Below are 19,908 nucleotides of genomic sequence, written 5' to 3' on the forward strand. Positions count from 1 at the left end.
TTCCGTATCCGCGTATGCCCGCAGGGCATATCGCGTAGCGATATCCACGTATGGCGGAGCCATACGTCAAGGGTTGCGCCCCTTGAGGACGCGTCCACGTATGCCAGTACGCTTGCATACGTGTGCACGGCGTCAACTGACGTGACCGTTGTGCGACGTCAACTGGCGCAACGGTTGACGTGGACGCGCCCTACCGAGGCGCGACTTAAAACCACAAATTATTTATGGTAGTAATACTTCAGAGGTGTAAATAATACTCCCAGTAATAATATGGTGATAAAATGTTAGGTGGATTCAGCGAAGAACAGATAAGAAGATACTCGCGTCACATCATCCTGCCGGAAGTGGGAGGGAAAGGCCAGAAAAAGCTTCTTTCTTCCAGGGTATTATGCATAGGTGCAGGCGGGCTTGGTGCCCCAATTATCGAATACCTCGCCGCCGCAGGCATAGGTACGCTTGGGATTATTGATGATGACACGGTTGACCTGAGCAACCTCCAGAGACAGGTCATTCATGGGGGAAATGTAGGAAAACCCAAAGCAGAGTCAGCGAAACGGTTCATCAACAATCTCAACCCGGACGTCGAGGTCAAAACATATATCGAGAGATTGAATGCAAATAATGTGATGGATATTTTCAATGAATATGATATCGTTGTGGATGGCTCGGATAACTTTGCGACAAGATACCTGGTGAATGATGCCTGCGTGATTACGAACAAACCGCTCTCTCACGGCAGCATATACAGGTTCGAGGGACAGGTCACTACGATAATACCGCACAAAGGACCATGCTATAGATGTCTCTTTGAGCATGCACCCCCGCCGGGAATGGTGCCGAGCTGCCAGGAAGCGGGCGTACTTGGCGTTCTTCCCGGGATAATCGGTGTCATTCAGGCAACCGAGGTCATGAAATATCTGCTCGGGATCGGCGAACTGCTCGTGGGGCGGCTTATTTACTATGACGCGCTCAATATGAGCTTCGATGAGATCAAGGTGCGCTGGAACAAGAGCTGCCCTGTATGCGGTGAAAAACCTAAGATAACATCGATACAGGAAGAGATATATGGTGAATCGTGCAGGATTTGAGGAAATGGTGAGACAATGGCGATAGAACTTGATTTAAAGGGCGAGGTCTGCCCGTATACCTTTGTGAAGACAAAGCTGAAACTTGAAGAGCTTGAAAGCGGTGAGGAACTTGCAGTGACATTTGACCATGCTCCAGCCGTTGAGAACGTGCCGCGCAGCCTGAAGAACGAAGGTCACAAGATACTCGGGATAGAACAGCAGGGCGACCACCTCTGGAAGGTAAGGATTCGCAAGGCATGAAACTCGGGATACTTTTGACCACAAGCCCGGAGAATGAGAATACCAATACAGTTATAGCCATCAGTAAGGCTGCTCTGGGGCAGGGCCATTCGGTTTCCGTTTTTTTAATGTACGATGGCGTGTACAACGTCCATAAAAAAGAGTTCGTGGAACTGGTGGAAAAAGGGATCGATATAACCGTGTGTGCGCTGAACGTGGAGCAGCGAAAGGTCAGCAGGGTCGATGACATACTATTCGGGAGCCAGTATGACCATGCGTGCATAGCAAGCGATGTGGACAGGTTCATATCTTTTGGTGAATAATGAAAAAGATAACAGTGATAGTAAGAAATCTTCCCCTGAACACGCGGAGGAATGCAGAAGCGCTGAGGATGAGCGTGGGCCTGACGCTGCGTGAGGATAAGGTCACGGTTGTTTTCATGGACGACGGGATTTATACTGCCACCCCGGCCAAGCCCGAGCTGGTCAATTTTAAGCCGATGCACAAGGAATTCGAGGCTCTTTCGATGCTGAAATGCCGCCTGCTGGCTGACAGGCCATCCATGGAAAAGAGGGGAATATCCAGCCTTCTTGCGAATGTGGCTGCGATAGAGCGAGAAGAGATCGTGAAAACGATAACCGAATCCGACATTGTGATACCATTCTAATTATGAAAATACTGCACATTATCCGGAGCCCGAATTATGTAACTCCATTGGAGATAGCAAAAGAACAGAGCAAAGAGCACGATGTGGCGATACTTTTGCTTCATGATGCAGTGTATGCTAAGCCTGAAGGAAAAGTCTACGCATGCGCGCAGGACGCAGAAGCAAGGGGTGTTTCAGGGCATGAGCGCGTGGGATATGAAAGGATCGTAGAAATGCTTTTCGAATACGATAAGGTCGTATCCTGGTAGTTGAGAATAGACTTTATTGAAAATATTCCAAAAGTATATACTTAGTAAGAGTTATCGAAGATATGGTGGTCGATACGGATTATAATGAGGTAGATAATAGAAGCCTTCGTAGCTATGGAATACACGGGGCTCTGGGGCTGCTGATAGGAATTGGCATCGCTGTTCTGATAGCGTTTATTCTTGGCATTATGATTTCATTTGCAATCCCTATATATTTTAATCCGGGTTTTCTCCCAGGGTTAGTTTTCGTACTGATTTTTGTGATATACGGGGCCTATGTAGGGCATATTCTGGGAGGGAGGGAAGGATCCATACGATTATTAAAAATGGGCCTATTGGCAGGGGTTTTTTCAGGCACTGTGTTCACAGCTTTCCTGGCAGCGAATTTGATTGATTTAAGTAACCCATTTAACTATATTTCCGTTTCACTGTTTGTTATTGCAGTATCCATGTTTGCTTTCCCCAGACCGAAAAATATGCTATTGCTGGTAGCATTTAGTATTTTGGGAAGTGCCCTGGGATATGGTGTATACCTGGTGGGAGATAATATTGCAGCTTACCTCAATAGTGCCCTTGCGGTGAACTTCATAATAGTATTTATTATAACAACGGTTTTTCTGTTAGTTTCAATAGGAATACCCGGAGCTTCTATAGCTATCGGAATGTATATTTTGGAGGGAACCACTTATACAAAACATGAAATTCCCATGTTTTTAAAAATATTAAGGATCGTGGGGATTGTCCTAACGCTCATAATACTTCTTGTTGCCTCTATAACGATTGTCAATATGGCAAAATATGCAAGTATATCATCGGAAACTCGTATCGCTACAAATGGTGAAAAAACAACGATTTATGTTCCAGTTCTGCTTGATGAGAATGGGAAAGTGCTGGAAATGTATGAGAAACCCAAGCTGACCGGTGATGCTGCAGCTGAAATAATAGAGACAAACCACGGGAAAGCTCTCAAAATAAGTGGTTCAGGGGTATTCGCAGTGAGCACGAGTCAGAAGTTCGGAAGGCTTTCTGAAAAAGAAAGCACTGAGCTCGTTAACCGTTTTGTCCTCAGTATGAGCAATACAACGCATTTCGGGGTAGGTCAGAGAATGTATGCGTGGATATACTCAGAAAGTGATGTCAACGAATTCCGCATTGATCTTACAATGGATAATGGGAGGGGGAGGATATTATCAATAAATGAGGAACCGATAAAGCTGGCAAAGGGATGGCAGGAAGTCCGGTGAGGATATGGCCGTTTGATTCATACTGGCAAAAGCTTTTAATCAGGAGAATCATTACAAAGGCGAATCAATATGATAGACATCGCCATCCCAAAAGGAAGCCTTGAAGAACAAACGCTTCTTCTTTTCAAACAGGCAGACCTTGAGATAAAAAAAACAGACCGGGAATACAATCCGACAATTAAAGACCCGCGAGTAAAAAAGGTAAAGATACTTCGCCCGCAGGAGATACCCAAATATGTGGAAGAAGGTTACTTTGACCTGGGAATATCAGGAAAGGACTGGGTGATGGAATCGGAATCCGACGTTGTCGAGGTCGCTGATATGATATACAGCAAACAGGGGGAGGGAACAGTTAAGATCGTCGTGGCGGTGCCGATCGAAAAAGACATCAGGACTGCAAAAGATATTAAATCCGGGAGCAGGGTCTCGACAGAGTATCCCAAGCTCACAAAAAAATTCTTCGATAACCTTGGCATACCTGTGGACATCCGCTATTCTTATGGTGCGACCGAGGCAAAAGTCCCTGAACTCGTTGACGTGATAGTGGATTTGACAGAGACAGGCTCCACGCTTCGCAAAAACGGTTTGAAGATCGTTGATGTCATACTTGAATCCACTACAAAACTGATCGCGAATAAGAAAAGCTGGAAAGACCCTGTAAAACGCAGGGAGATAGAAGAGATCAAGATCCTGCTGCAGGCTGTACTGGAAGCACGAGGCAAGGTGTTTATCGTTATGAACATCCATGAGGACAAACTGGACGGTGTTGTGGGATGCCTTCCTGCCATGAAAAAACCCACGGTCTCGAAACTCTACAAATCAGATTATTATGCTGTGGAGACCGTCGTAAGCAAGAGCGAGATCAATACGCTCATCCCAAAACTCAAAAGCCTCGGCGCTGAGGATATCCTCGAAATGGATATAAGCAAAATAGTGCATTGAAATAATCGAACGAAGATAAGAAGTGCCAGTCTTCACAAGGTCTATCCGGGTTGATACGTGTATGTTAAAAATCACCACGCCATCGCGTCTTCACATTACCCTTATCGACATGAATGCGGGCATAGGGCGTGTGGACGGCGGTATCGGGCTGACGCTGGAAAAGCCGAACATCGTTATCAATGCTCGGAGATCGGACATTGTTGAGATCATCGGGAAGAGTGAGCATATTGAACGTATGAGAAATGGCGCTTTGAAACTCCTGCCCGAAGGAGAGGGGATACACATAGAAATAGAACATGACTATCCCTCCCACATCGGCCTTGGCTCAGGAACGCAGGCTGCCCTTGCGGCAGGCATGGCAGTGAACAGGCTATACGAATTGAACCTGAGCGTGTACGAAATTGCAGTAAAAGTAGGGCGCGGCGGGACAAGCGGTATTGGCGTTGCGGCATTTGAAAGCGGTGGTTTCATACTGGACGGAGGGCACAGGTTCAGCGAGAAAAAGGATTTTCTCCCATCTTCTGCAAGCGATCTTCCCCCGGCTCCTGTCCTTTTGAGAAATGATTTTCCTGATTGGGATATCGTAATCGCGATCCCGGAGCATAAAGGAGCATCCCTGAAAAATGAAGTGAACATATTCCAGAAAGAATGTCCGGTGCCCTTAAAAGATGTTGAAAGATTATCCCATATTATCCTGATGCAGCTTCTTCCTGCGCTTGTGGAGGAGGATATTGTTACATTTGGAAGCGCAATCAATGCGATACAGAAGCTTGGTTTCAAGAAAAAAGAAGTGGAACTCCAACCTGTTTCCGCGAAGCTGATGGAGGCCCTGAGGGAAGGAGGCGCATACGGTGCAGGTATGAGCTCGTTCGGGCCCACGGTTTACGCTTTCGGAGAGGATGCAGAGAACCTGGAAAAAATTGCCCGTGAATTCCTCGGGAAAAAGGGGGAGACATTTATCACAAGAGCGAGGAACGAGGGAGCAAGAACAGAAACCAAATGATATTTTTCACCAAACAATGCAATTATCTTGAGGAATCATTTTAAACATTTTTGCAATAATTTCAACCACATCGAGATAGGGAATATGAATTCATAAAATCTTATGTTTTACTCAACATTTATCTATAATAGTAGATATGAAAGAATCAAATCCCACGGGAGCTAAAAATGGTCGAATCAGAAGCCCATAAAAAGTACGAATTCAAAAGAACGCTTGAGGCGCTCCGCAATAAAAAAGGCAGAGGCACTGAGCTCATCTCACTTTATATCCCTCACGACAAGCAGATACATGAAGTCTCAAGCCAGCTGCGGGAAGAATTCGGCCAGGCTTCAAATATCAAATCAAGAGTGACAAGACAGAACGTGACCGGCGCCATTGAGTCGCTGCTCTCAAGGCTTAAACTGATACCGAAAGCTCCCGTGAACGGTGTGGTGATCTTCTGCGGGGCCGTGGATATAGGCGCGAACAAGACAGATATGGAGACCTACATAATAGAGCCGCCGGAAGCCATTGTTTCCTACAAATACCACTGCGACTCATCCTTCCTTCTCATCCCGCTCGAAGACATGCTCCATGAGAAAAAGACCTACGGCTTGATCGTGCTCGACCGGCGCGAGGCAACTGTTGGATTGTTGCGCGGGAAGCACATCGAGGAAATGGCGCATTTGACTTCCATGGTCCCGGGTAAGCAGCGAAAAGGTGGACAGAGTTCGCACAGGTTCCAGCAACTCCGTCTCATCGCGATAAACGAGTTCTATACGCGCATCGCAGACGCGGCGAGTGAAGTATTTCTTGCGGTTGACCAGAAGGACTTCGAGGGTGTGTTCATCGGGGGACCATCGCCCACCAAGGAAGAATTCGAGAGCGGAAGCTTTCTGCATCATGAGATCCAGAAAAAGATCCTCGGGCTATTTGATGTGGCGTATACAGATGAATCCGGTCTGTATGAGCTTTTTGACAAACTGGGCGATGCTCTGCAGGACGTGGAGGTAGTGCAGGAGAAGAAGTACATGGAACGATTCCTGCGAGAGCTGGTGAGTGATAACGGCCTTGCTTCGTACGGGGAAGAACAGGTCAGGAAGAACCTCCAGATGGGTACTGTTGATACCCTTTTATTATCGGACGAGCTTCGGAAGCTTCGCATCACGATAAAATGCGGTAACTGCGGGTTTGAGGAAAAGAAAACTATCACCAAGAAAGCGGGGGAAGAGGAATACCAGCCCGGGAATTGCAAACAGTGCGGTAGCAGCCTTAGCATCCAGGAGTCGGTGGATATCGTGGATGAGCTTTCAACCATCGCTGACCAGATGAGCACCAACACTGTGTTCATTTCAAGCGCATTTGAAGAAGGGAACCAGCTTCTGACTGCATTTGGCGGGATCGGCGCAATATTGAGATATAAAACAGGGATTTAAGATTAATCTTTCTTGTTCACTGAGTACTTTACGGTAAGGTCGATGGTGAGACCGTTGATGGATTCTTCATCTGAGCGGAGTACCTCTTTCAGGTCAGCACTTTCTAAGACCTGCAGGATGTGGTCTTTTATTTTTATATAGCGAACGTACTCCTCGACAGTGAGCTGGTTTTCATTGGTTGTTTCTATTGAGATCGAGCTCATCTTTCCTCGAAAATGTTTGTCCTGGCATTAGAATAGTTTTCAACAGCACTTAGATTTAACGCTTTTAAGACCGGTATCTATTCAGCGCGGCAAGATAATGCAGGACTCATGTTCCCGCCGGAAAAAAGCATGACATTTTCGGAAAATCAAGAAAAAATATTAAGGAACATGTCCATTAGGAATTGAAATGAAAAATGTGATAAAAATCGGAATAATAGTATACGGCGTCTTTTTTTTTGGGATTGCATTTCTATTGATGGGAGGTTCACATGTCTTCAAGGAAAATAATGGGGAACCGAAAACAGATAATCTCGATATGGAGCGGTCAATAAACACTTTGAATGACAGCGACTGTTCAAAGAGCGGGTTTTGTATGGGGGACAGAGTCGAACTCACAGCAGGAGGCGAGCAGGCCGGCATGCATCCAATAAATGGCACGATAATAAAAATTTCAGATAGAAAAATCCTTACTGTCCTAACGGCGCCAGACGAAACGGATGAAAATAGCTTGACTCTCATATCTGAAGATTGGGTGCAGCATTTTAAACCAGAGAGCGAGTCCGATACAGCATCGCAACCTGTCGTGGTGGCATCTGACACCAGCGAGGAGTAGTATTATTTTTGGAGCATTTTACGAGGAATATATTATAACAATATTTAAAAATTGTGACAAATATGTAAAGATACAATTAAAAAGACCTTAAAATCATACATTAATTTTTGAAGAATTCTTTAAAATATTCATGATTCTCTTTCCTCTTTTACTTGCAATGTACCTATAAGAAGAGATAATCCAGCTATTAAAACAATTGATATTATTTTAAGACCAAAATAAAATAAATCGTAGAAATAAGCAGAGAGCGAAATAATATATAACGAAATGTAAACTATTGCCATCTTTTTTCTTTGTTTTGAGTCCGAAACGGCAATAAGGAATACTATCATCAAAAAAAAGAAAGTAATACTGGATCCCTCTTTTTCCATATAAGCTGCTACAGTTCCGTATCTTGAAACAACAAAAAATTTTGAAGCGATGTATGAAAGTAAGGCAAGTATTAATGGAATTATTGTCAATGATATTTTTATGAATATTGTTCTTGTGTTCATATTATTTATAAATATTGTTTAAATATTATCCTCCTGGGTAATTCTCAATAGAGGGAGTCGTAGTTGTATTCGATACCATGAAAAGCAATAAAAAGATCACTATTACAAACATCATTATGCCGCTGGCAATAACTGCTACTGCAATAGTACGTAGGGCAACATCTGTACTATGTTTGTATGCGTAAACACCACTTACAAGCTGGACGATTCCGAGTACTGGTGCTACAAAAGGAACCAGGACACCTAGAACTAAGCTGAAAAAAATAATTAATAAACCGAGAACGAATTCTCTGCTATTGACCCTAATTTCTTTATATTCTACCATATTCTTGATAATCCTCTGACCAATGAACCTTTGTTCTATTTATTTCCAGAGTTCGATCAAAATCTTCCGTCTCCGTATACCTATCATATCTATCCATGGGTCGAGAAGGCAGGCTATGCAAAAATGCAAAGGAGCAGGGGTTCTAGCCGGAGTAAACTATATTCCCGTATTGCCATTTTTATCCGATTCCGAGGAACATCTTGATGAAATGATAAAAACTGCCAAAAAGTACGGCGCAGATTTTGTTTTTGTGGGCGGATTAACACTTTAGACTCCTGAGTCCAACGAGATTCGGTGGGGCTTACAAATATATTTATTTATATCTTAAATCATAATATGATTATTAGTAAAAAAATAAACTTTTGGTTAGCCATCACAATTTCTGCGGGTATTCTACTATGGTCCATATATGCACTAATGCAAAGTCCAACACCATACCAGACAGGTTTGATAACGGGCGTTCTTCTTGGCGTTTCTGTGGGTGCTTTTATTGGACAGGCGTATGACTCGAAAGAGTAAGGATATTAAGCCCGGCCGAACTCTGCGGTCGCTTCGCTCCCTTGCCTTCACTTCGTTCGGATCGCTGAACAAGGGTTTTTATCACTCCTCCTGCTGCTCCACCGAATCGCTTAGGCAACTCGATAAAAACCCTGATTTCAACGAAATCACCCCAGCCCGCCGCACGACGACCGAAATGTTTAAATGAAATTAAATGTTATATATTTATAACATAAAGTTGTAAATAAATAACTTTGGGTGATGGTATGAAACTATCAAAACAAATGAATTCAATAATCGGCCTTATACTATTTGGCATCGGCATAGCTATGGTGGTGTTTTTCGGAACTGAAGGAACTACAGGATTTGGGTGGATGTTTTTTTGGGGAAGTACATGGTACTTATATTCCGGCGGATTGATTAAAAAACGAATGCATTTACTGGCTATCGGAGCTGTACTTTTGCTTGCAGGCAGCCTCATATTTCTTTTAAATAGTAATGCGCCTCACAGGTTCATAGACCTGATATTCGGTGGCATATCAATCACAATCGATGGCATATGGTTTCGTAGATTTAAGAAAATGATAAATCAACAAAATAGTGGCGATGAAAGAACACACAAATTCTTAGTTCATGGCGCGTACTACACCTGGCTTGTTATGATTGTGCTTTGGTTTGCGTCCGTGTTTTTGGATATGTCGGGGATAATAAATATCGGCACAATTTCACCTATAGCTATGTTTCTTGGATTGATACTGCTATTATTCATTCTCCCCTTTGTTTTTGTTCTATATTTTGAACGAAGAGGAGATGTCTGGTGAAAGCAAAGTTGTAACTGGATAACTTTTGGTGATTGGATGATAATGGAAAGCAAAATAAATATTGCAGTAGCACTCGGATTTCTTGCCCCGGCTTATTTGGTACTTTGAAATAAGAGGTGATATGGAATGAAACTCTGGCAAAAGCTTTTGGTTCTATTGTGGATAGTGGTATTAATTCACTTGCTTTGGGGCGCGGCGATAATACTTCAAGGGGGCACACTTGAAGAAGCGAAAACCGCAACACATCCGCTAGGAATCGTTATTTTCCTCCTTGGCATCATATCCGGGCTTGCCCTGATAAAAGGCGATGGGGAATTCTTCAAGCCGGATGAGCGGACACTAAAATTATCCGGAGTTGCCTTCCGATATTCGTGGATTGGCATGACAATGACCGTTGCTGCATTAATAGGAATAGATGCATTTTACCCCACAAAATTGACAGTACCTCTGGTTCTTTGGATGATGGGTGCGGCTGTATTGATTATTCCGTTTGCGCTTCTTCAATATTTTGAAAGAAAGGGTGATGCGAAATGAAAATAATAAACAACAAGATTTATCTTGGCACTGTACTTTTTGGCCTGTTTAATATACTGTTTGGCGCATTGGAGCGCTTGAATATCATACCCCCTTCGGGTCCAAACCCGGGATTACCAAGTATTGTCGCAGGGATGATAATTCTTGCAATAGGGCTATATTTATCAAGAAAGCCGGAATCCGAAGTTATGATTGACGAACGCATAAGAAAACGCGCGATGAAAGCCAACACAGCAGCATTTTTGATAACTTTTTTGTATGTGGTATTTTTAATGCTATTTGATATGCTGTGGTCTGTGAACCTGATTAATTTGGGCGATTCTTTCCTGGGTTTTCCAAGCCCGGGGGATTTTACGCACCTTTTCCCTAGATATATGTCGATAATCTTAGTTGCCATTATTTCGGTGACTGCGCTCGGGATTTACTACAATAAAAAAGGTGATGTAGAATGAAACTCAAGAAAAATTCTAATTTGAAATGGTTGTTTATATCGTCTAGTGATGATGTTGTTGGGACTGATAGATATAGCATATAATAAGAGTATAGGAATTGATCATTCGGGATACATTTTCATAGGTATATTCTGGTTTTTATATTATCTGAACTTATCAAAAAAGTCGAAAACAGAAACACTGATAGATGAAAGAGATATAAGGATCCGGGAAAAATCCGAATATAAAGCGCTTCAAATTACCTTAGCGTATATTGTGATTCTTACTGTTATAGATCTGGTCTTTGGTGCTCTTGGATATTATGGCAACAATTTCATGGTTTTCATGACAAATGAATATCTTATTCGAAGTGTATTACGTTTGGCTTCCATATCGGGCATTACAATTGTTTCGTGGGTATTGCTGATATTATATTATGGGAAAAAGCAGGAATTGAATTGAAATTCAGGAAAGATAAGGATATCATAAAATTTATTGGAATAAGCCTGGGCGCACTTCTGGCTGGAATTATCATTTTTTTATTTATCGAACCAATTAGCACTATCGGATTTCTTTTAATTATTGGTGGTCTTATAGGATTAATAACCGGTTTAATCGCGGCCACTAAATCTAAAGAAGATTTAATAGAAGACGAGCGGTCTGTAAGAGTCCGGAAAAAAGCCGGATATTCTGCGTTTATTGCAACCCTGCTGATTGGAGCAATAATCTTGCTCCTCAGATTGCTGAAAATCTCCCCCTCATTAACCCCGTCGAGAGAATTAGCTGAAGTGGTCCAGGATATATGGATTATCGGACTCTGGATTTTCATTGTGTTCAGGTGGTACTACAACAAAAAAGGTGAGGTGGAATGAAGATTAAGGAAAATAAAAAAATGCTATTGAAGAGTAAGATTGAATTGGCCATAAGCGTATTTATGCTTGCATTTGCATCTTTTTGGCTCCTTCAAAATATTTATGAAGGAAAACCGTATTACGAACCCTTGATTTTCATCGTTGGTTTGAGTTTTTTGATAGGCGCATATTTCAATATCAAAAGGTTCAAGGCAGAATCAGAAGGAAAAACAATAGCTGATGAGCGGTCACGCAGGATTGGGGCGAAATCTGGATTATTTGCATATTTGCTTCTTATTGCGGCCCTTATGGTTTCCGGCGTGGTTAACAGCGCCTTTAATTTAGGGCTGGAATATACAAGCACGGTATATGTGATTTGGATTGCTTCCCTGTTTTCATGGATAATTATTGGGCATTATATTGACAAAAAAGGTGATGTATAATGAAAACAAGAGATATATTACTTCGCGAATGTCTCGTAGGCGTGTTTTTTGTCCTGTGGGTATGCTCTGGCTTTCATTGTATTATGAGAACACTTTTGGCAAAGCGCTCAGCGGGTTTTAATAATTCTTGGGATTTTCATGTCGATTAAAACCTACAATAAGTGGAATAAATGGAAGGATTCAGACACCCATATCGACGAGACTCTTACCGACGAGCGCTCGGAGTTAAACACGCTCAGGGCATCAAGGACAGGTTTCATGTTCCTCTACGTATCAATAACTGTCTTGTTCACATTACTCGGTTTAAAGCTGATAAATGAAATGATATTCACGGCGTTGATCGGGCCTGTTTTTGCTGTCGCCTCTGTCTTATACGTCCTGTTATTTTACAGATACGAAAGGGGGGTTAATGAGAACGCGAATTAAAGAGCTCAGGGCAAGATATGATTTAACTCAGGAAGAACTTGCCAAAAAGGTGGGTGTAAGAAGAGAAACTATTGTTTTCTTAGAAAAAGGAAAATATAATCCCTCCTTGAAGCTTGCTCATGATATAGCTAAAGTATTGAAATCAAAAATGGAGGAGGTTTTTATCTTTGAGGAGTAATCAGGGGTAGTATTACAATAAATGTCACTGAAATCATAATTAAAATGTCGCAAATGTGTGAACCCATAATTAACTTTAGCAAAGCGAGGAAGAGGCATGTGGTAGATATTCTGGAACAGTTAAAGTGAAATTCACATCCCGCCTTGCCTCGCCAGGCATCATCCCTTTAGGTAGTGTTGCCTTTTACGAGTGTTTTCACAACTTCCTTCTCATTAATATTGGATTTTATAACAATAACATAATATGTATCTGATAAAGTTCTAATTAGCTCTACATAAACAAAATAATTATTTTCGAATGCTGAACTATTTAAAATCACAAATTTCCCTGATTCAATAGTAACATGAAAATCAATTTTGTTGTATCTGTTTTTTTCCAGCAAATTCTCATAACTTTGAAATGCATCAGATGAAACATTATAATCTCCCCCATATGAAAATGAAGAAACTTCGATACTTTTTCCCGGAGTTCGAACCGAATATTTATAATTGTATTTTTGAGGTTCTAAAAAATTCCACGAAATCTTTTCCCAAGACAGATTTCCTTTTCCGTCGTAAGTTAGACCCCTGAACATTAAAGAATAAAATGGGAAGTCCTCACCTTTTGGACCAATATAAGTATTGTTTGTAATTGAAATGATTATAAAACAAATAACTGTAACTGATATAATCAATAGGCCTATTTTCACTTTTTTATTCATGAGTTTCCTTACTTTAAAAAAATAAAATTATCTTCCTGGATAATTCTCAATCGAGGAGGTCGAGGTTATATTCGATACCATAAAAAGCCATATTACAATTATCATCAAGAACATCAAAATACCGCCTGTAATAGCCGCTATGGCAATAGTACGCATGCCAACATCTATGGCATGCCTGTAAGCATATACACCGGTTACTAACAGCGAAACACATAGTGCTGGTGCAACAAAAGGAACTAGGAGACCCAAAGTCAAACTGAAAAAAATAATTAATAAACCGAGAACGAGTTCTCTGCTATTGACCCTAATTTCTTTATATTCTACCATATTCTTGATAATCCTCTGACCAATGAACCTTTGTTCTATTTATTTCCAGAGTTCGATCAAAATCTTCCGTCTCCGTATACCTATCATATCTATCCATGGGTATACTTCGCCACGCCTTATTTCGCGATGCTTCTGTTGGTTTTGAGCTATATAATTATTTCCAGATATTGCTCCGAGATTTTAACTCCGACCATTTCAGTACCATGTATGATTTCTTTCCCTGATAAAAATTAAATTCAATCTTATTTATAACTTTATCAAGACGCCAAGAAAGTTATACTATTTTACTTTCTTTTAATTAATAGCACTGCCAGTATTGCTGAAATTGCGAAAATTACTTCGAACGCAGGGGTTTTTGGCGGTGCGGTCGTTGGTGCTGGTGTTGGTTTCGCTGTTGTGGTCACTGGTATATTTGGAACCGTGGTCGGATTCGGTGTTGTTGGTGCAGGTGTACCGATCCCAAGTCCGATTGTATCTACTACGAACCCTTTGTCAGAACCGCTTTTACCGTAGTGGCACCTGAAGCAAAAACCGCTGCTGACCGTGATTTCAGAGAATTTGGATGGCTTCGTATCCAGATTGCCATGGCAGGTATTGCACTTGCTATCATTCCCACCGTAATCAACGCCGTGGCTGTCTTCGCCAAACATCCACTTCGAGAACGATGGATTGATCGAGGTCGAAGTGTTCGGATGAGTGGTTGGCGTATAGTCAATTATCGTCTGTTCTCGCCCTGAATACGGTGGGCCGAGCGTGATAACTTGGAATCTCTGCGGATTTGTCTTCAGGGACAATATGATATAGACATCTCCCTGAGATCTCCCCAGTACCCCCTTGTTGGTGGGGTCATAGTAACTGACCGTTGGATGATCATAACCCTGCCCTGCGGTAAAAGTTTCGATTCGATAGGTCGGATCTGAAAGGTTGCCAATAACAGATACCCGCAGCTTCTGTCCCACGAACTGGTGGATATCCTTTGTCGGGTCATCAATTCGTGTTGGAATGAGATCGCCCCAGAGATTATTTGTCATAATGTAGCGATTGCCTGCATACCCATAACTTCTTAGACTAAACCGTGCTGTGCCGGAAGTAATAGTTGCAGCATTAAAAGGTCTATTGAGAGACTTAACGACTTCGTAGGAGCATTCACGTATGCTAAAATTACATCCCCAGCTCACTGATTCGTTATTAGATACATTAAGCCTCTTCTCTGTCTGCTCCATGTCTTGTAGTTCGCTGTCTCTGGAGACGTTCGAGATTTTCCCACTTCTTATTATGACAACCGCCTCAGGATCAATAAATTCGCCATCATATATGGACAGTACAGCCTGAATGATGGACGTTGCCCTGATATCCCCTTTGCCATCAAGGCTGGGCTCCAGATTGATCGTTAATGTTCCAGCAGCAACAAGCCCTGTACCTAATATGAACAATATCACAAATACTGCAATGATGTGGATTTTCATTTTTTAATTACTTCCTGTAAGCTGTCATTTGATATACTAACCTGCTTCTACTAATCCGAATCCAGGACTTATCTATTCCAATATCACCCAAATCAACAGGATTTATTCACCTGTACAATCAGCAATTTTCTTGCATTAATGCACCATCCGATATTTAATTTATTTTCCTAAAACAAATTGGTAATCCTCGTAATTAACTATATCTTCAGTAGACCTTCCCTCAAAATATATTTGATATAAACCTTGCTTTGCAGCCTGGCTCACATTCACTATGAGGCTAGAACGTAATTCGCATCCTTCTGTACATTCTTTTTGGAAAACCACTACATCTGGTACTATAAATAAATCCACTTCTTTTGGATTTTTTTCTGTAGAACCGTCGGGATATCTTGCATATACACTGTAATTCAAATATACTTTTGTTCCCTTGCTGACAGAACCACTGATTGTCAGATTTATCAGAGTGGATTTTCCTCTCCCGATAGAAGGGATATTCGGATTCTTAGCCAAATCGTAATCAGAAGTGAATATCCATACTTTCGGTATCTGACTATTCATTAGAAACAAAGATTGTAGTACTTTTTTATCTTCAAAATCGATTACATACTGGACATTGACATCTTCCATGCCTATCGAAACAACGGGAAAAAATCCGGAGAAATTTCCTATATCATAAAAATTTAATCTCACTCCAATGATTCCATAACTTTTGCCTTTTAAAAGAGTGTCATTAACCGCAATTGCCACCGCTTCTGCCTTTTCTTCTTCACTCAGTGGCGGGGCCTGTTCTCTGGTATAACCTATATTCCATACATCTTTCTCTGGAAGTGGCAGTTTTCCACCTTTGCCGATCTTAAAAGACAATACTGAGCTTTCAAAAGCCAAACCTTTATCTCTCCCGCTGATCATTATATAATAATCCCCATCAGCAGCCGTTTTATCAACAGTGACTGTCAAATTAGAATATAATTTCTCTGGCGCTTCTCCGGCATTTGCCGTGCGCTTGAAAATCAACGGCTTTTGATCAGGGATTAAATGCATGCCGTCCGGAGCTAGCTCCAGAGAGCCATTGGTATGCACCATCTCGGTTTTATAATTCAGAGAAATCTCGTTTCCTTTTTTGACATTTATGCCACTTATAGCAAAATTGACGATTGTTGAATTCCCCCTGTAGGCAGGTGGATTGTATGAATCAACAGTGGTAAGAACATCTGGAATAACTTTTTGAATTTTCTCTTTTTGTTCGAGGCATCCGGTTATCAGTACTATAGAAATAAAGGCCAGTAAAATCTTTAATGAATTTTTCATGAATTTCTTTGAAATCATATCACACTTTTATAATATAAAAAATAAATATTGATGTCCATCAATTGGAACTGTATTCCCATTTCAATGTTCTGAGAGTTATATTATCCGAAGGTTTTGAGAACCTGACTATAAAATAAGGTTGTACCGAAGAACGACTCGCAGGATACTTCTTTTGCAGTTTAACAAAAACAGTTCTTCCTGTTTTAGTAATGTCTATAAGTCCTGCATCAAATGCAGGCGATTCTCCAAAGAAAACAGCTACAGCGGTTTCGTTGGTGAAGTTTACATCAGGCACCTCTGGCTTATGGGTCTTGAGATAACTGCTGTGCTTCATCCAGACATTAGTCCACTCTGTCCGGTTGTTGATTATTATGAATATCGAATTTGTATACCCACTCGATTCGCCGATTGCAACTGTTCTGAAAGCCACCTGTGTTTCTTTCTCGAGGATTATCTCTATTCTTTTTAATTTTTCGGTCCCGGTAAAGGCATTCTGCAGGGTCATTACTATGCTCTCCTCTCCATCCCAGCGCTTCGGGTAGCCGCGAATAATATAATCAAGCTCTTTTCCTTCGCATTCGATGCAACCCCTTTTCAAGTCTCCTAGATAATAATCTTCTTCGATCTCCTCTATATCAGAATAATTTCTTAAAGCAGGATGTTCGAATGAAATTATGTCGATCAGTGAAGGGGATGACCTATACCCGCTCTCTGCAACCCTTGCCAGAAGTTTACCCTCAATATCAATGAAGTCAAAAATGGGCTCTTTCGGCAATAGCTCTTTTTTGATCATTATAATATGATATGGAGCACTTTCAACAGCAGCTCCCGGACCAAGCTTGAATGCAATGATCACATTAAAAATATTATCCGCTGCAGTGATATTTCTTATCTCAATTTCAGGACCCTCGGCACGACCTATTCGCCCCATCATCGCGGCTATGACAGAATAGTTGTCAAAATCGGATGGTTTCATTTGCCTTGGTTTCGTAAATATGCCGGGATAAATTGACCCCTCTAATCTTAAAGGCCCCTCTCCTCCCTGCCAGGCTAGGTAACCCTGATTATCAAGGAAAGATACCCATTCGCTATAATTAGTAATCACTCTAAAATAAGGTTCATTATAAGATGAATTTGACCAGTAACCCCTTGACCAGGTCTCGAAAGTAATGTTGATTTTTAAAAGTTCTGTCTCATTATATGCAGGCAATTTTTGTTCAGTCGGAGCTAATGTAGGTTTAGGTGCAATTATTTTTGTCTCATTAGGGGCAGGTAACTTTTTAGATTCTATACATCCAAGGGATGCTACCAGTACTACAAAAAACAATATTAGGATTAAAAATTTGATTCTCATGTTGATCCCAATAAAAAAATAAGGGTTACGCATATGTGTAAGCAAACCCTAGGTATTCATATGATGCAGATCCATATTTTTTGATCCTTGCTTTGAAGGTTCCAGTTGTTCGCGCAGTAAACTCAACTATCTCATAGCTATTGTCATAGCTGGATGAGAAAGCTACTGTGTTTCCATTGGGATCAAGGATGTATAGGTCTAAATCCGACACTAATGTATCGCTTGTTGGCGGATGATTGGAGTCGGGATGAGAGTCCCAGGCTATAGCTACCCTGACCTTTTGTCCTGCCGATGCGGTGAACGTATAGTCCTTAGGGAAATTACTGGCTAACAACATTTCTCCTGATATACGGTTGTTATTTACGGTATAATATGCATTCGAAATGTCTATTCCGCCAGCGCCATCGTATTCGCTCAACATGCTGCTTCCTTCTATGTTATGTACAGCAGATGCCATGATAGCAGCTTTCACAGTCTCTGGCCATAGTGTCAGCCAGCTTTTTGTCTGCATGAGCAGTGCAGCTTCTGCAGCAACTGCTGGTGCTGCGTAGCTTGTTCCAGCTCCTACAACAACATATACCCAGGGATTGGCAATATGTGTACTTGTAATGTACCTGCTTCCATGTGTAGCTACGGCTATTACCTCTGGTTTTTCTCTATCCATATGCGGTGAAGTTGGATCTTTATAGCTTGAACCTGCCCACATAGTATCATCTAACCATTCAGAGGAATCTTTATCATCGAATCCTCCAACAGTAATGATGTTATAGGCTAATCCCGGTGAAACAACATTCCCACTAGTTTGTCCCTCGTTCCCGGAGACTACAGTTACTGTTTTTCTATTCTCCCATACAACGTGATCATAGTATCTATCAATCCCTCTCATAACTAGGCCTGTATCGTCTCCCCAGCTGTTGGTCAGTATGTTTGCGCCATTGGTAATTGCCCATTCTGAAGCTGCAATCATATCAGATTCCGACCAGCTTCCTGCATTTGCACTTAATATTGCAGGTACTCCATAAGAGATTCCTTTGTACGTAGGATGAGTACTTGCAATTATTCCCGCAACTTGGGTAGCATGTGAATCTGGACCTGCAGTTTTGTAGGAAGGCCCTGGTGTAAGATAGGGATTTTCGGTCGTAAAGCGCCCTTTTTCGACTACTGCAACTTTGATTCCACTTCCCATAATTCCCGCGCTCCACACTGGCTGTACTTTTACGGTTTGAGCCACCATATTTAGTGCGGGTTTAAATTGTTTTGCAAGGTATACTCCATCAACCTCTGGTATGTTCTCTATTTCTGCCATTAATTTTGCAGGTACCTCCGCATAAATCAGGGGTGCGTACTGGGAAGCATATTTTATATTTATATTCTTTGATTTAAGAATATCAAGGACCGGTTTTTCTTTTTGTGCGTAATCCTTTCTCTTTGCATCAAGTATCTTGTGATTCTCTTCATCGCTGATTTCGCCCACTGATATTGGTGCTTCTATTGCAGGATTTAACCAGATTCCCATTTCAACTGTATCGTCTGGATTCATTTTTTGCAGTTTTTCTTGCAGTTCTATCTCTTTTTTCCCATATTTTTCTTTATATATGGCAATCTCCATATCCCTCACTGCCTTCATGTCTGCAATGTTGCCTGCTTCGTCAAGGTCGACAAGGTAAGCATCTGTGGTTTTCGTATCCAGAGCTTTCACACTCCAGATTTTCTTTTTGGACAAGGGAAAGTTCGCTTCTTTTTTATTCATCACCATAAGCCTCTCCTTCGGTACCGCATGCTTCTGCGCTATATACTCCAGAGCTTTTTCTGTTTTCGTCTTGCTTACATCCGGACTTGCCCCCATTGAAGGGATAATTACAGCCGTCGCCAGCAGCATCGCTGCAAGCAGAGCGCCTAATTGCATTCCTTTACGTCTCTTAATATTTTATTTCAATAGAAGATAGGATCCAATTCTATGGCACGTACCCTATTATCTTTACTTAACTCTTTGATTTTTTGCTTTGTTATATTTGAAGTAGAGGCTATACTTATCTCTTCATCGACCAGTTTTCCATTTTCTATGTGAATGGAAACATCCCCCATAATCCAACTTTCATTACTGTATTTT

The 19,908-nt window shown here is 41.6% G+C and carries 28 protein-coding genes; 19 read left to right on the top strand and 9 right to left on the bottom strand.

The genetic code is table 11. From position 1 onward, the window contains the following. Positions 1–281: 281 nt before the first annotated feature. The 9 genes from moeB (at position 282) to prf1 (ending at position 6,826) form a co-directional block, all read left to right on the top strand. Positions 282–1,088 carry a molybdopterin-synthase adenylyltransferase MoeB gene (gene moeB / locus O8C65_00850; GenBank protein ID MCZ7355454.1) on the top strand — a complete coding sequence of 269 codons (807 nt, stop codon included), beginning with the start codon at positions 282–284 and terminating at the stop codon, positions 1,086–1,088. A gap of 15 nt (positions 1,089–1,103) precedes the next feature. Further along, entirely contained in the window at positions 1,104–1,328 is a 225-nt protein-coding gene (locus O8C65_00855; GenBank protein ID MCZ7355455.1) for a sulfurtransferase TusA family protein, read from the top strand. Beyond that, positions 1,325–1,630 (top strand): DsrE family protein, encoded by a 306-nt coding sequence (locus tag O8C65_00860; GenBank protein MCZ7355456.1) that lies wholly within the window; start codon positions 1,325–1,327, stop codon positions 1,628–1,630. Before O8C65_00855 ends, O8C65_00860 begins: the two co-directional genes overlap by 4 nt. Further along, on the top strand, positions 1,630–1,974 hold the full coding sequence (locus O8C65_00865) for a DsrE family protein (protein MCZ7355457.1): 345 nt from the start codon (positions 1,630–1,632) through the stop codon (positions 1,972–1,974). Before O8C65_00860 ends, O8C65_00865 begins: the two co-directional genes overlap by 1 nt. A gap of 2 nt (positions 1,975–1,976) precedes the next feature. Then, entirely contained in the window at positions 1,977–2,222 is a 246-nt protein-coding gene (locus O8C65_00870; protein ID MCZ7355458.1) for a hypothetical protein, read from the top strand. Positions 2,223–2,284: 62 nt separating this feature from the next. Further along, positions 2,285–3,466 (top strand): hypothetical protein, encoded by a 1,182-nt coding sequence (locus O8C65_00875; GenBank protein ID MCZ7355459.1) that lies wholly within the window; start codon positions 2,285–2,287, stop codon positions 3,464–3,466. A gap of 69 nt (positions 3,467–3,535) precedes the next feature. Next, positions 3,536–4,408: an ATP phosphoribosyltransferase gene (hisG, locus tag O8C65_00880; GenBank protein ID MCZ7355460.1), complete on the top strand. Its 873-nt coding sequence runs from the start codon at positions 3,536–3,538 to the stop codon at positions 4,406–4,408. 61 nt (positions 4,409–4,469) lie between these two features. Then, positions 4,470–5,411 (top strand): beta-ribofuranosylaminobenzene 5'-phosphate synthase, encoded by a 942-nt coding sequence (locus O8C65_00885; GenBank protein ID MCZ7355461.1) that lies wholly within the window; start codon positions 4,470–4,472, stop codon positions 5,409–5,411. A gap of 167 nt (positions 5,412–5,578) precedes the next feature. Next, positions 5,579–6,826 carry a peptide chain release factor aRF-1 gene (prf1, locus tag O8C65_00890; protein ID MCZ7355462.1) on the top strand — a complete coding sequence of 416 codons (1,248 nt, stop codon included), beginning with the start codon at positions 5,579–5,581 and terminating at the stop codon, positions 6,824–6,826. A gap of 2 nt (positions 6,827–6,828) precedes the next feature. Here the strand turns inward: prf1 and O8C65_00895 are convergent, their stop codons facing one another. Further along, a complete protein-coding gene (locus tag O8C65_00895) occupies positions 6,829–7,029 on the bottom strand; it encodes a hypothetical protein (GenBank protein ID MCZ7355463.1) in 201 nt (66 codons plus the stop codon). Positions 7,030–7,216: 187 nt separating this feature from the next. Here O8C65_00895 and O8C65_00900 point away from each other — a divergent pair, with 187 nt between their 5' ends. After that, entirely contained in the window at positions 7,217–7,642 is a 426-nt protein-coding gene (locus O8C65_00900) for a hypothetical protein (protein ID MCZ7355464.1), read from the top strand. Positions 7,643–7,770: 128 nt separating this feature from the next. Here O8C65_00900 and O8C65_00905 read toward each other — a convergent pair whose 3' ends face one another. Further along, the gene (locus tag O8C65_00905; GenBank protein ID MCZ7355465.1) at positions 7,771–8,136 is read right to left on the bottom strand and encodes a hypothetical protein; all 366 of its coding nucleotides are present in this window, start codon (positions 8,134–8,136) and stop codon (positions 7,771–7,773) included. Between the two features lie 25 nt (positions 8,137–8,161). After that, complete coding sequence (locus O8C65_00910; GenBank protein ID MCZ7355466.1) at positions 8,162–8,461, bottom strand: hypothetical protein; 300 nt, start codon at positions 8,459–8,461, stop codon at positions 8,162–8,164. A gap of 115 nt (positions 8,462–8,576) precedes the next feature. Here O8C65_00910 and O8C65_00915 point away from each other — a divergent pair, with 115 nt between their 5' ends. The 9 genes from O8C65_00915 to O8C65_00955 all read left to right on the top strand — a co-directional run bounded on the left by O8C65_00915 (position 8,577) and on the right by O8C65_00955 (position 12,643). Next, on the top strand, positions 8,577–8,732 hold the full coding sequence (locus O8C65_00915; protein MCZ7355467.1) for a hypothetical protein: 156 nt from the start codon (positions 8,577–8,579) through the stop codon (positions 8,730–8,732). Between the two features lie 493 nt (positions 8,733–9,225). Next, a complete protein-coding gene (locus tag O8C65_00920; GenBank protein MCZ7355468.1) occupies positions 9,226–9,780 on the top strand; it encodes a hypothetical protein in 555 nt (184 codons plus the stop codon). Positions 9,781–9,906: 126 nt separating this feature from the next. Continuing rightward, on the top strand, positions 9,907–10,314 hold the full coding sequence (locus O8C65_00925; GenBank protein ID MCZ7355469.1) for a hypothetical protein: 408 nt from the start codon (positions 9,907–9,909) through the stop codon (positions 10,312–10,314). Continuing rightward, positions 10,311–10,766 carry a hypothetical protein gene (locus O8C65_00930; GenBank protein ID MCZ7355470.1) on the top strand — a complete coding sequence of 152 codons (456 nt, stop codon included), beginning with the start codon at positions 10,311–10,313 and terminating at the stop codon, positions 10,764–10,766. Before O8C65_00925 ends, O8C65_00930 begins: the two co-directional genes overlap by 4 nt. A 48-nt stretch (positions 10,767–10,814) precedes the next feature. Next, on the top strand, positions 10,815–11,207 hold the full coding sequence (locus O8C65_00935) for a DUF2178 domain-containing protein (GenBank protein MCZ7355471.1): 393 nt from the start codon (positions 10,815–10,817) through the stop codon (positions 11,205–11,207). Next, entirely contained in the window at positions 11,204–11,617 is a 414-nt protein-coding gene (locus tag O8C65_00940) for a hypothetical protein (GenBank protein MCZ7355472.1), read from the top strand. The genes O8C65_00935 and O8C65_00940 overlap by 4 nt, the downstream gene beginning before the upstream one ends. Beyond that, positions 11,614–12,039 (top strand): DUF2178 domain-containing protein, encoded by a 426-nt coding sequence (locus O8C65_00945; protein ID MCZ7355473.1) that lies wholly within the window; start codon positions 11,614–11,616, stop codon positions 12,037–12,039. The genes O8C65_00940 and O8C65_00945 overlap by 4 nt, the downstream gene beginning before the upstream one ends. Before the next feature lie 138 nt (positions 12,040–12,177). Beyond that, on the top strand, positions 12,178–12,465 hold the full coding sequence (locus O8C65_00950; protein MCZ7355474.1) for a hypothetical protein: 288 nt from the start codon (positions 12,178–12,180) through the stop codon (positions 12,463–12,465). After that, entirely contained in the window at positions 12,449–12,643 is a 195-nt protein-coding gene (locus O8C65_00955) for a helix-turn-helix transcriptional regulator (GenBank protein ID MCZ7355475.1), read from the top strand. Before O8C65_00950 ends, O8C65_00955 begins: the two co-directional genes overlap by 17 nt. Before the next feature lie 166 nt (positions 12,644–12,809). Here O8C65_00955 and O8C65_00960 read toward each other — a convergent pair whose 3' ends face one another. The 6 genes from O8C65_00960 to O8C65_00985 all read right to left on the bottom strand — a co-directional run bounded on the left by O8C65_00960 (position 12,810) and on the right by O8C65_00985 (position 19,704). After that, positions 12,810–13,343: a hypothetical protein gene (locus O8C65_00960; GenBank protein ID MCZ7355476.1), complete on the bottom strand. Its 534-nt coding sequence runs from the start codon at positions 13,341–13,343 to the stop codon at positions 12,810–12,812. A 27-nt stretch (positions 13,344–13,370) separates the two neighbouring features. Then, entirely contained in the window at positions 13,371–13,670 is a 300-nt protein-coding gene (locus O8C65_00965) for a hypothetical protein (GenBank protein MCZ7355477.1), read from the bottom strand. Positions 13,671–13,954: 284 nt separating this feature from the next. Continuing rightward, on the bottom strand, positions 13,955–15,136 hold the full coding sequence (locus O8C65_00970) for a hypothetical protein (GenBank protein MCZ7355478.1): 1,182 nt from the start codon (positions 15,134–15,136) through the stop codon (positions 13,955–13,957). Positions 15,137–15,295: 159 nt separating this feature from the next. After that, positions 15,296–16,462, bottom strand: coding sequence for a hypothetical protein (locus tag O8C65_00975; protein MCZ7355479.1), 1,167 nt, complete (start codon positions 16,460–16,462; stop codon positions 15,296–15,298). A gap of 40 nt (positions 16,463–16,502) precedes the next feature. After that, entirely contained in the window at positions 16,503–17,798 is a 1,296-nt protein-coding gene (locus tag O8C65_00980) for a hypothetical protein (GenBank protein ID MCZ7355480.1), read from the bottom strand. Between the two features lie 25 nt (positions 17,799–17,823). Continuing rightward, positions 17,824–19,704 (bottom strand): S8 family serine peptidase, encoded by a 1,881-nt coding sequence (locus O8C65_00985; protein MCZ7355481.1) that lies wholly within the window; start codon positions 19,702–19,704, stop codon positions 17,824–17,826. Positions 19,705–19,908 lie beyond the last annotated feature (204 nt).

The organism is Candidatus Methanoperedens sp., assembly GCA_027460535.1.
GTDB lineage: Archaea > Halobacteriota > Methanosarcinia > Methanosarcinales > Methanoperedenaceae > Methanoperedens.

What these genes read in the sequence shown, in the direction of transcription:
- moeB (MCZ7355454.1), top strand. Translation starts at nt 282, where the DNA reads ATGTTAGGTGGATTCAGCGAAGAACAGATAAGAAGATACTCGCGTCAC.
- O8C65_00855 (MCZ7355455.1), top strand. Translation starts at nt 1,104, where the DNA reads ATGGCGATAGAACTTGATTTAAAGGGCGAGGTCTGCCCGTATACCTTT.
- O8C65_00860 (MCZ7355456.1), top strand. Translation starts at nt 1,325, where the DNA reads ATGAAACTCGGGATACTTTTGACCACAAGCCCGGAGAATGAGAATACC.
- O8C65_00865 (MCZ7355457.1), top strand. Translation starts at nt 1,630, where the DNA reads ATGAAAAAGATAACAGTGATAGTAAGAAATCTTCCCCTGAACACGCGG.
- O8C65_00870 (MCZ7355458.1), top strand. Translation starts at nt 1,977, where the DNA reads ATGAAAATACTGCACATTATCCGGAGCCCGAATTATGTAACTCCATTG.
- O8C65_00875 (MCZ7355459.1), top strand. Translation starts at nt 2,285, where the DNA reads ATGGTGGTCGATACGGATTATAATGAGGTAGATAATAGAAGCCTTCGT.
- hisG (MCZ7355460.1), top strand. Translation starts at nt 3,536, where the DNA reads ATGATAGACATCGCCATCCCAAAAGGAAGCCTTGAAGAACAAACGCTT.
- O8C65_00885 (MCZ7355461.1), top strand. Translation starts at nt 4,470, where the DNA reads ATGTTAAAAATCACCACGCCATCGCGTCTTCACATTACCCTTATCGAC.
- prf1 (MCZ7355462.1), top strand. Translation starts at nt 5,579, where the DNA reads ATGGTCGAATCAGAAGCCCATAAAAAGTACGAATTCAAAAGAACGCTT.
- O8C65_00895 (MCZ7355463.1), bottom strand. Translation starts at nt 7,029, where the DNA reads ATGAGCTCGATCTCAATAGAAACAACCAATGAAAACCAGCTCACTGTC.
- O8C65_00900 (MCZ7355464.1), top strand. Translation starts at nt 7,217, where the DNA reads ATGAAAAATGTGATAAAAATCGGAATAATAGTATACGGCGTCTTTTTT.
- O8C65_00905 (MCZ7355465.1), bottom strand. Translation starts at nt 8,136, where the DNA reads ATGAACACAAGAACAATATTCATAAAAATATCATTGACAATAATTCCA.
- O8C65_00910 (MCZ7355466.1), bottom strand. Translation starts at nt 8,461, where the DNA reads ATGGTAGAATATAAAGAAATTAGGGTCAATAGCAGAGAATTCGTTCTC.
- O8C65_00915 (MCZ7355467.1), top strand. Translation starts at nt 8,577, where the DNA reads ATGCAAAAATGCAAAGGAGCAGGGGTTCTAGCCGGAGTAAACTATATT.
- O8C65_00920 (MCZ7355468.1), top strand. Translation starts at nt 9,226, where the DNA reads ATGAAACTATCAAAACAAATGAATTCAATAATCGGCCTTATACTATTT.
- O8C65_00925 (MCZ7355469.1), top strand. Translation starts at nt 9,907, where the DNA reads ATGAAACTCTGGCAAAAGCTTTTGGTTCTATTGTGGATAGTGGTATTA.
- O8C65_00930 (MCZ7355470.1), top strand. Translation starts at nt 10,311, where the DNA reads ATGAAAATAATAAACAACAAGATTTATCTTGGCACTGTACTTTTTGGC.
- O8C65_00935 (MCZ7355471.1), top strand. Translation starts at nt 10,815, where the DNA reads ATGATGTTGTTGGGACTGATAGATATAGCATATAATAAGAGTATAGGA.
- O8C65_00945 (MCZ7355473.1), top strand. Translation starts at nt 11,614, where the DNA reads ATGAAGATTAAGGAAAATAAAAAAATGCTATTGAAGAGTAAGATTGAA.
- O8C65_00950 (MCZ7355474.1), top strand. Translation starts at nt 12,178, where the DNA reads ATGTCGATTAAAACCTACAATAAGTGGAATAAATGGAAGGATTCAGAC.
- O8C65_00955 (MCZ7355475.1), top strand. Translation starts at nt 12,449, where the DNA reads ATGAGAACGCGAATTAAAGAGCTCAGGGCAAGATATGATTTAACTCAG.
- O8C65_00960 (MCZ7355476.1), bottom strand. Translation starts at nt 13,343, where the DNA reads ATGAATAAAAAAGTGAAAATAGGCCTATTGATTATATCAGTTACAGTT.
- O8C65_00965 (MCZ7355477.1), bottom strand. Translation starts at nt 13,670, where the DNA reads ATGGTAGAATATAAAGAAATTAGGGTCAATAGCAGAGAACTCGTTCTC.
- O8C65_00970 (MCZ7355478.1), bottom strand. Translation starts at nt 15,136, where the DNA reads ATGAAAATCCACATCATTGCAGTATTTGTGATATTGTTCATATTAGGT.
- O8C65_00975 (MCZ7355479.1), bottom strand. Translation starts at nt 16,462, where the DNA reads ATGATTTCAAAGAAATTCATGAAAAATTCATTAAAGATTTTACTGGCC.
- O8C65_00980 (MCZ7355480.1), bottom strand. Translation starts at nt 17,798, where the DNA reads ATGAGAATCAAATTTTTAATCCTAATATTGTTTTTTGTAGTACTGGTA.
- O8C65_00985 (MCZ7355481.1), bottom strand. Translation starts at nt 19,704, where the DNA reads ATGCAATTAGGCGCTCTGCTTGCAGCGATGCTGCTGGCGACGGCTGTA.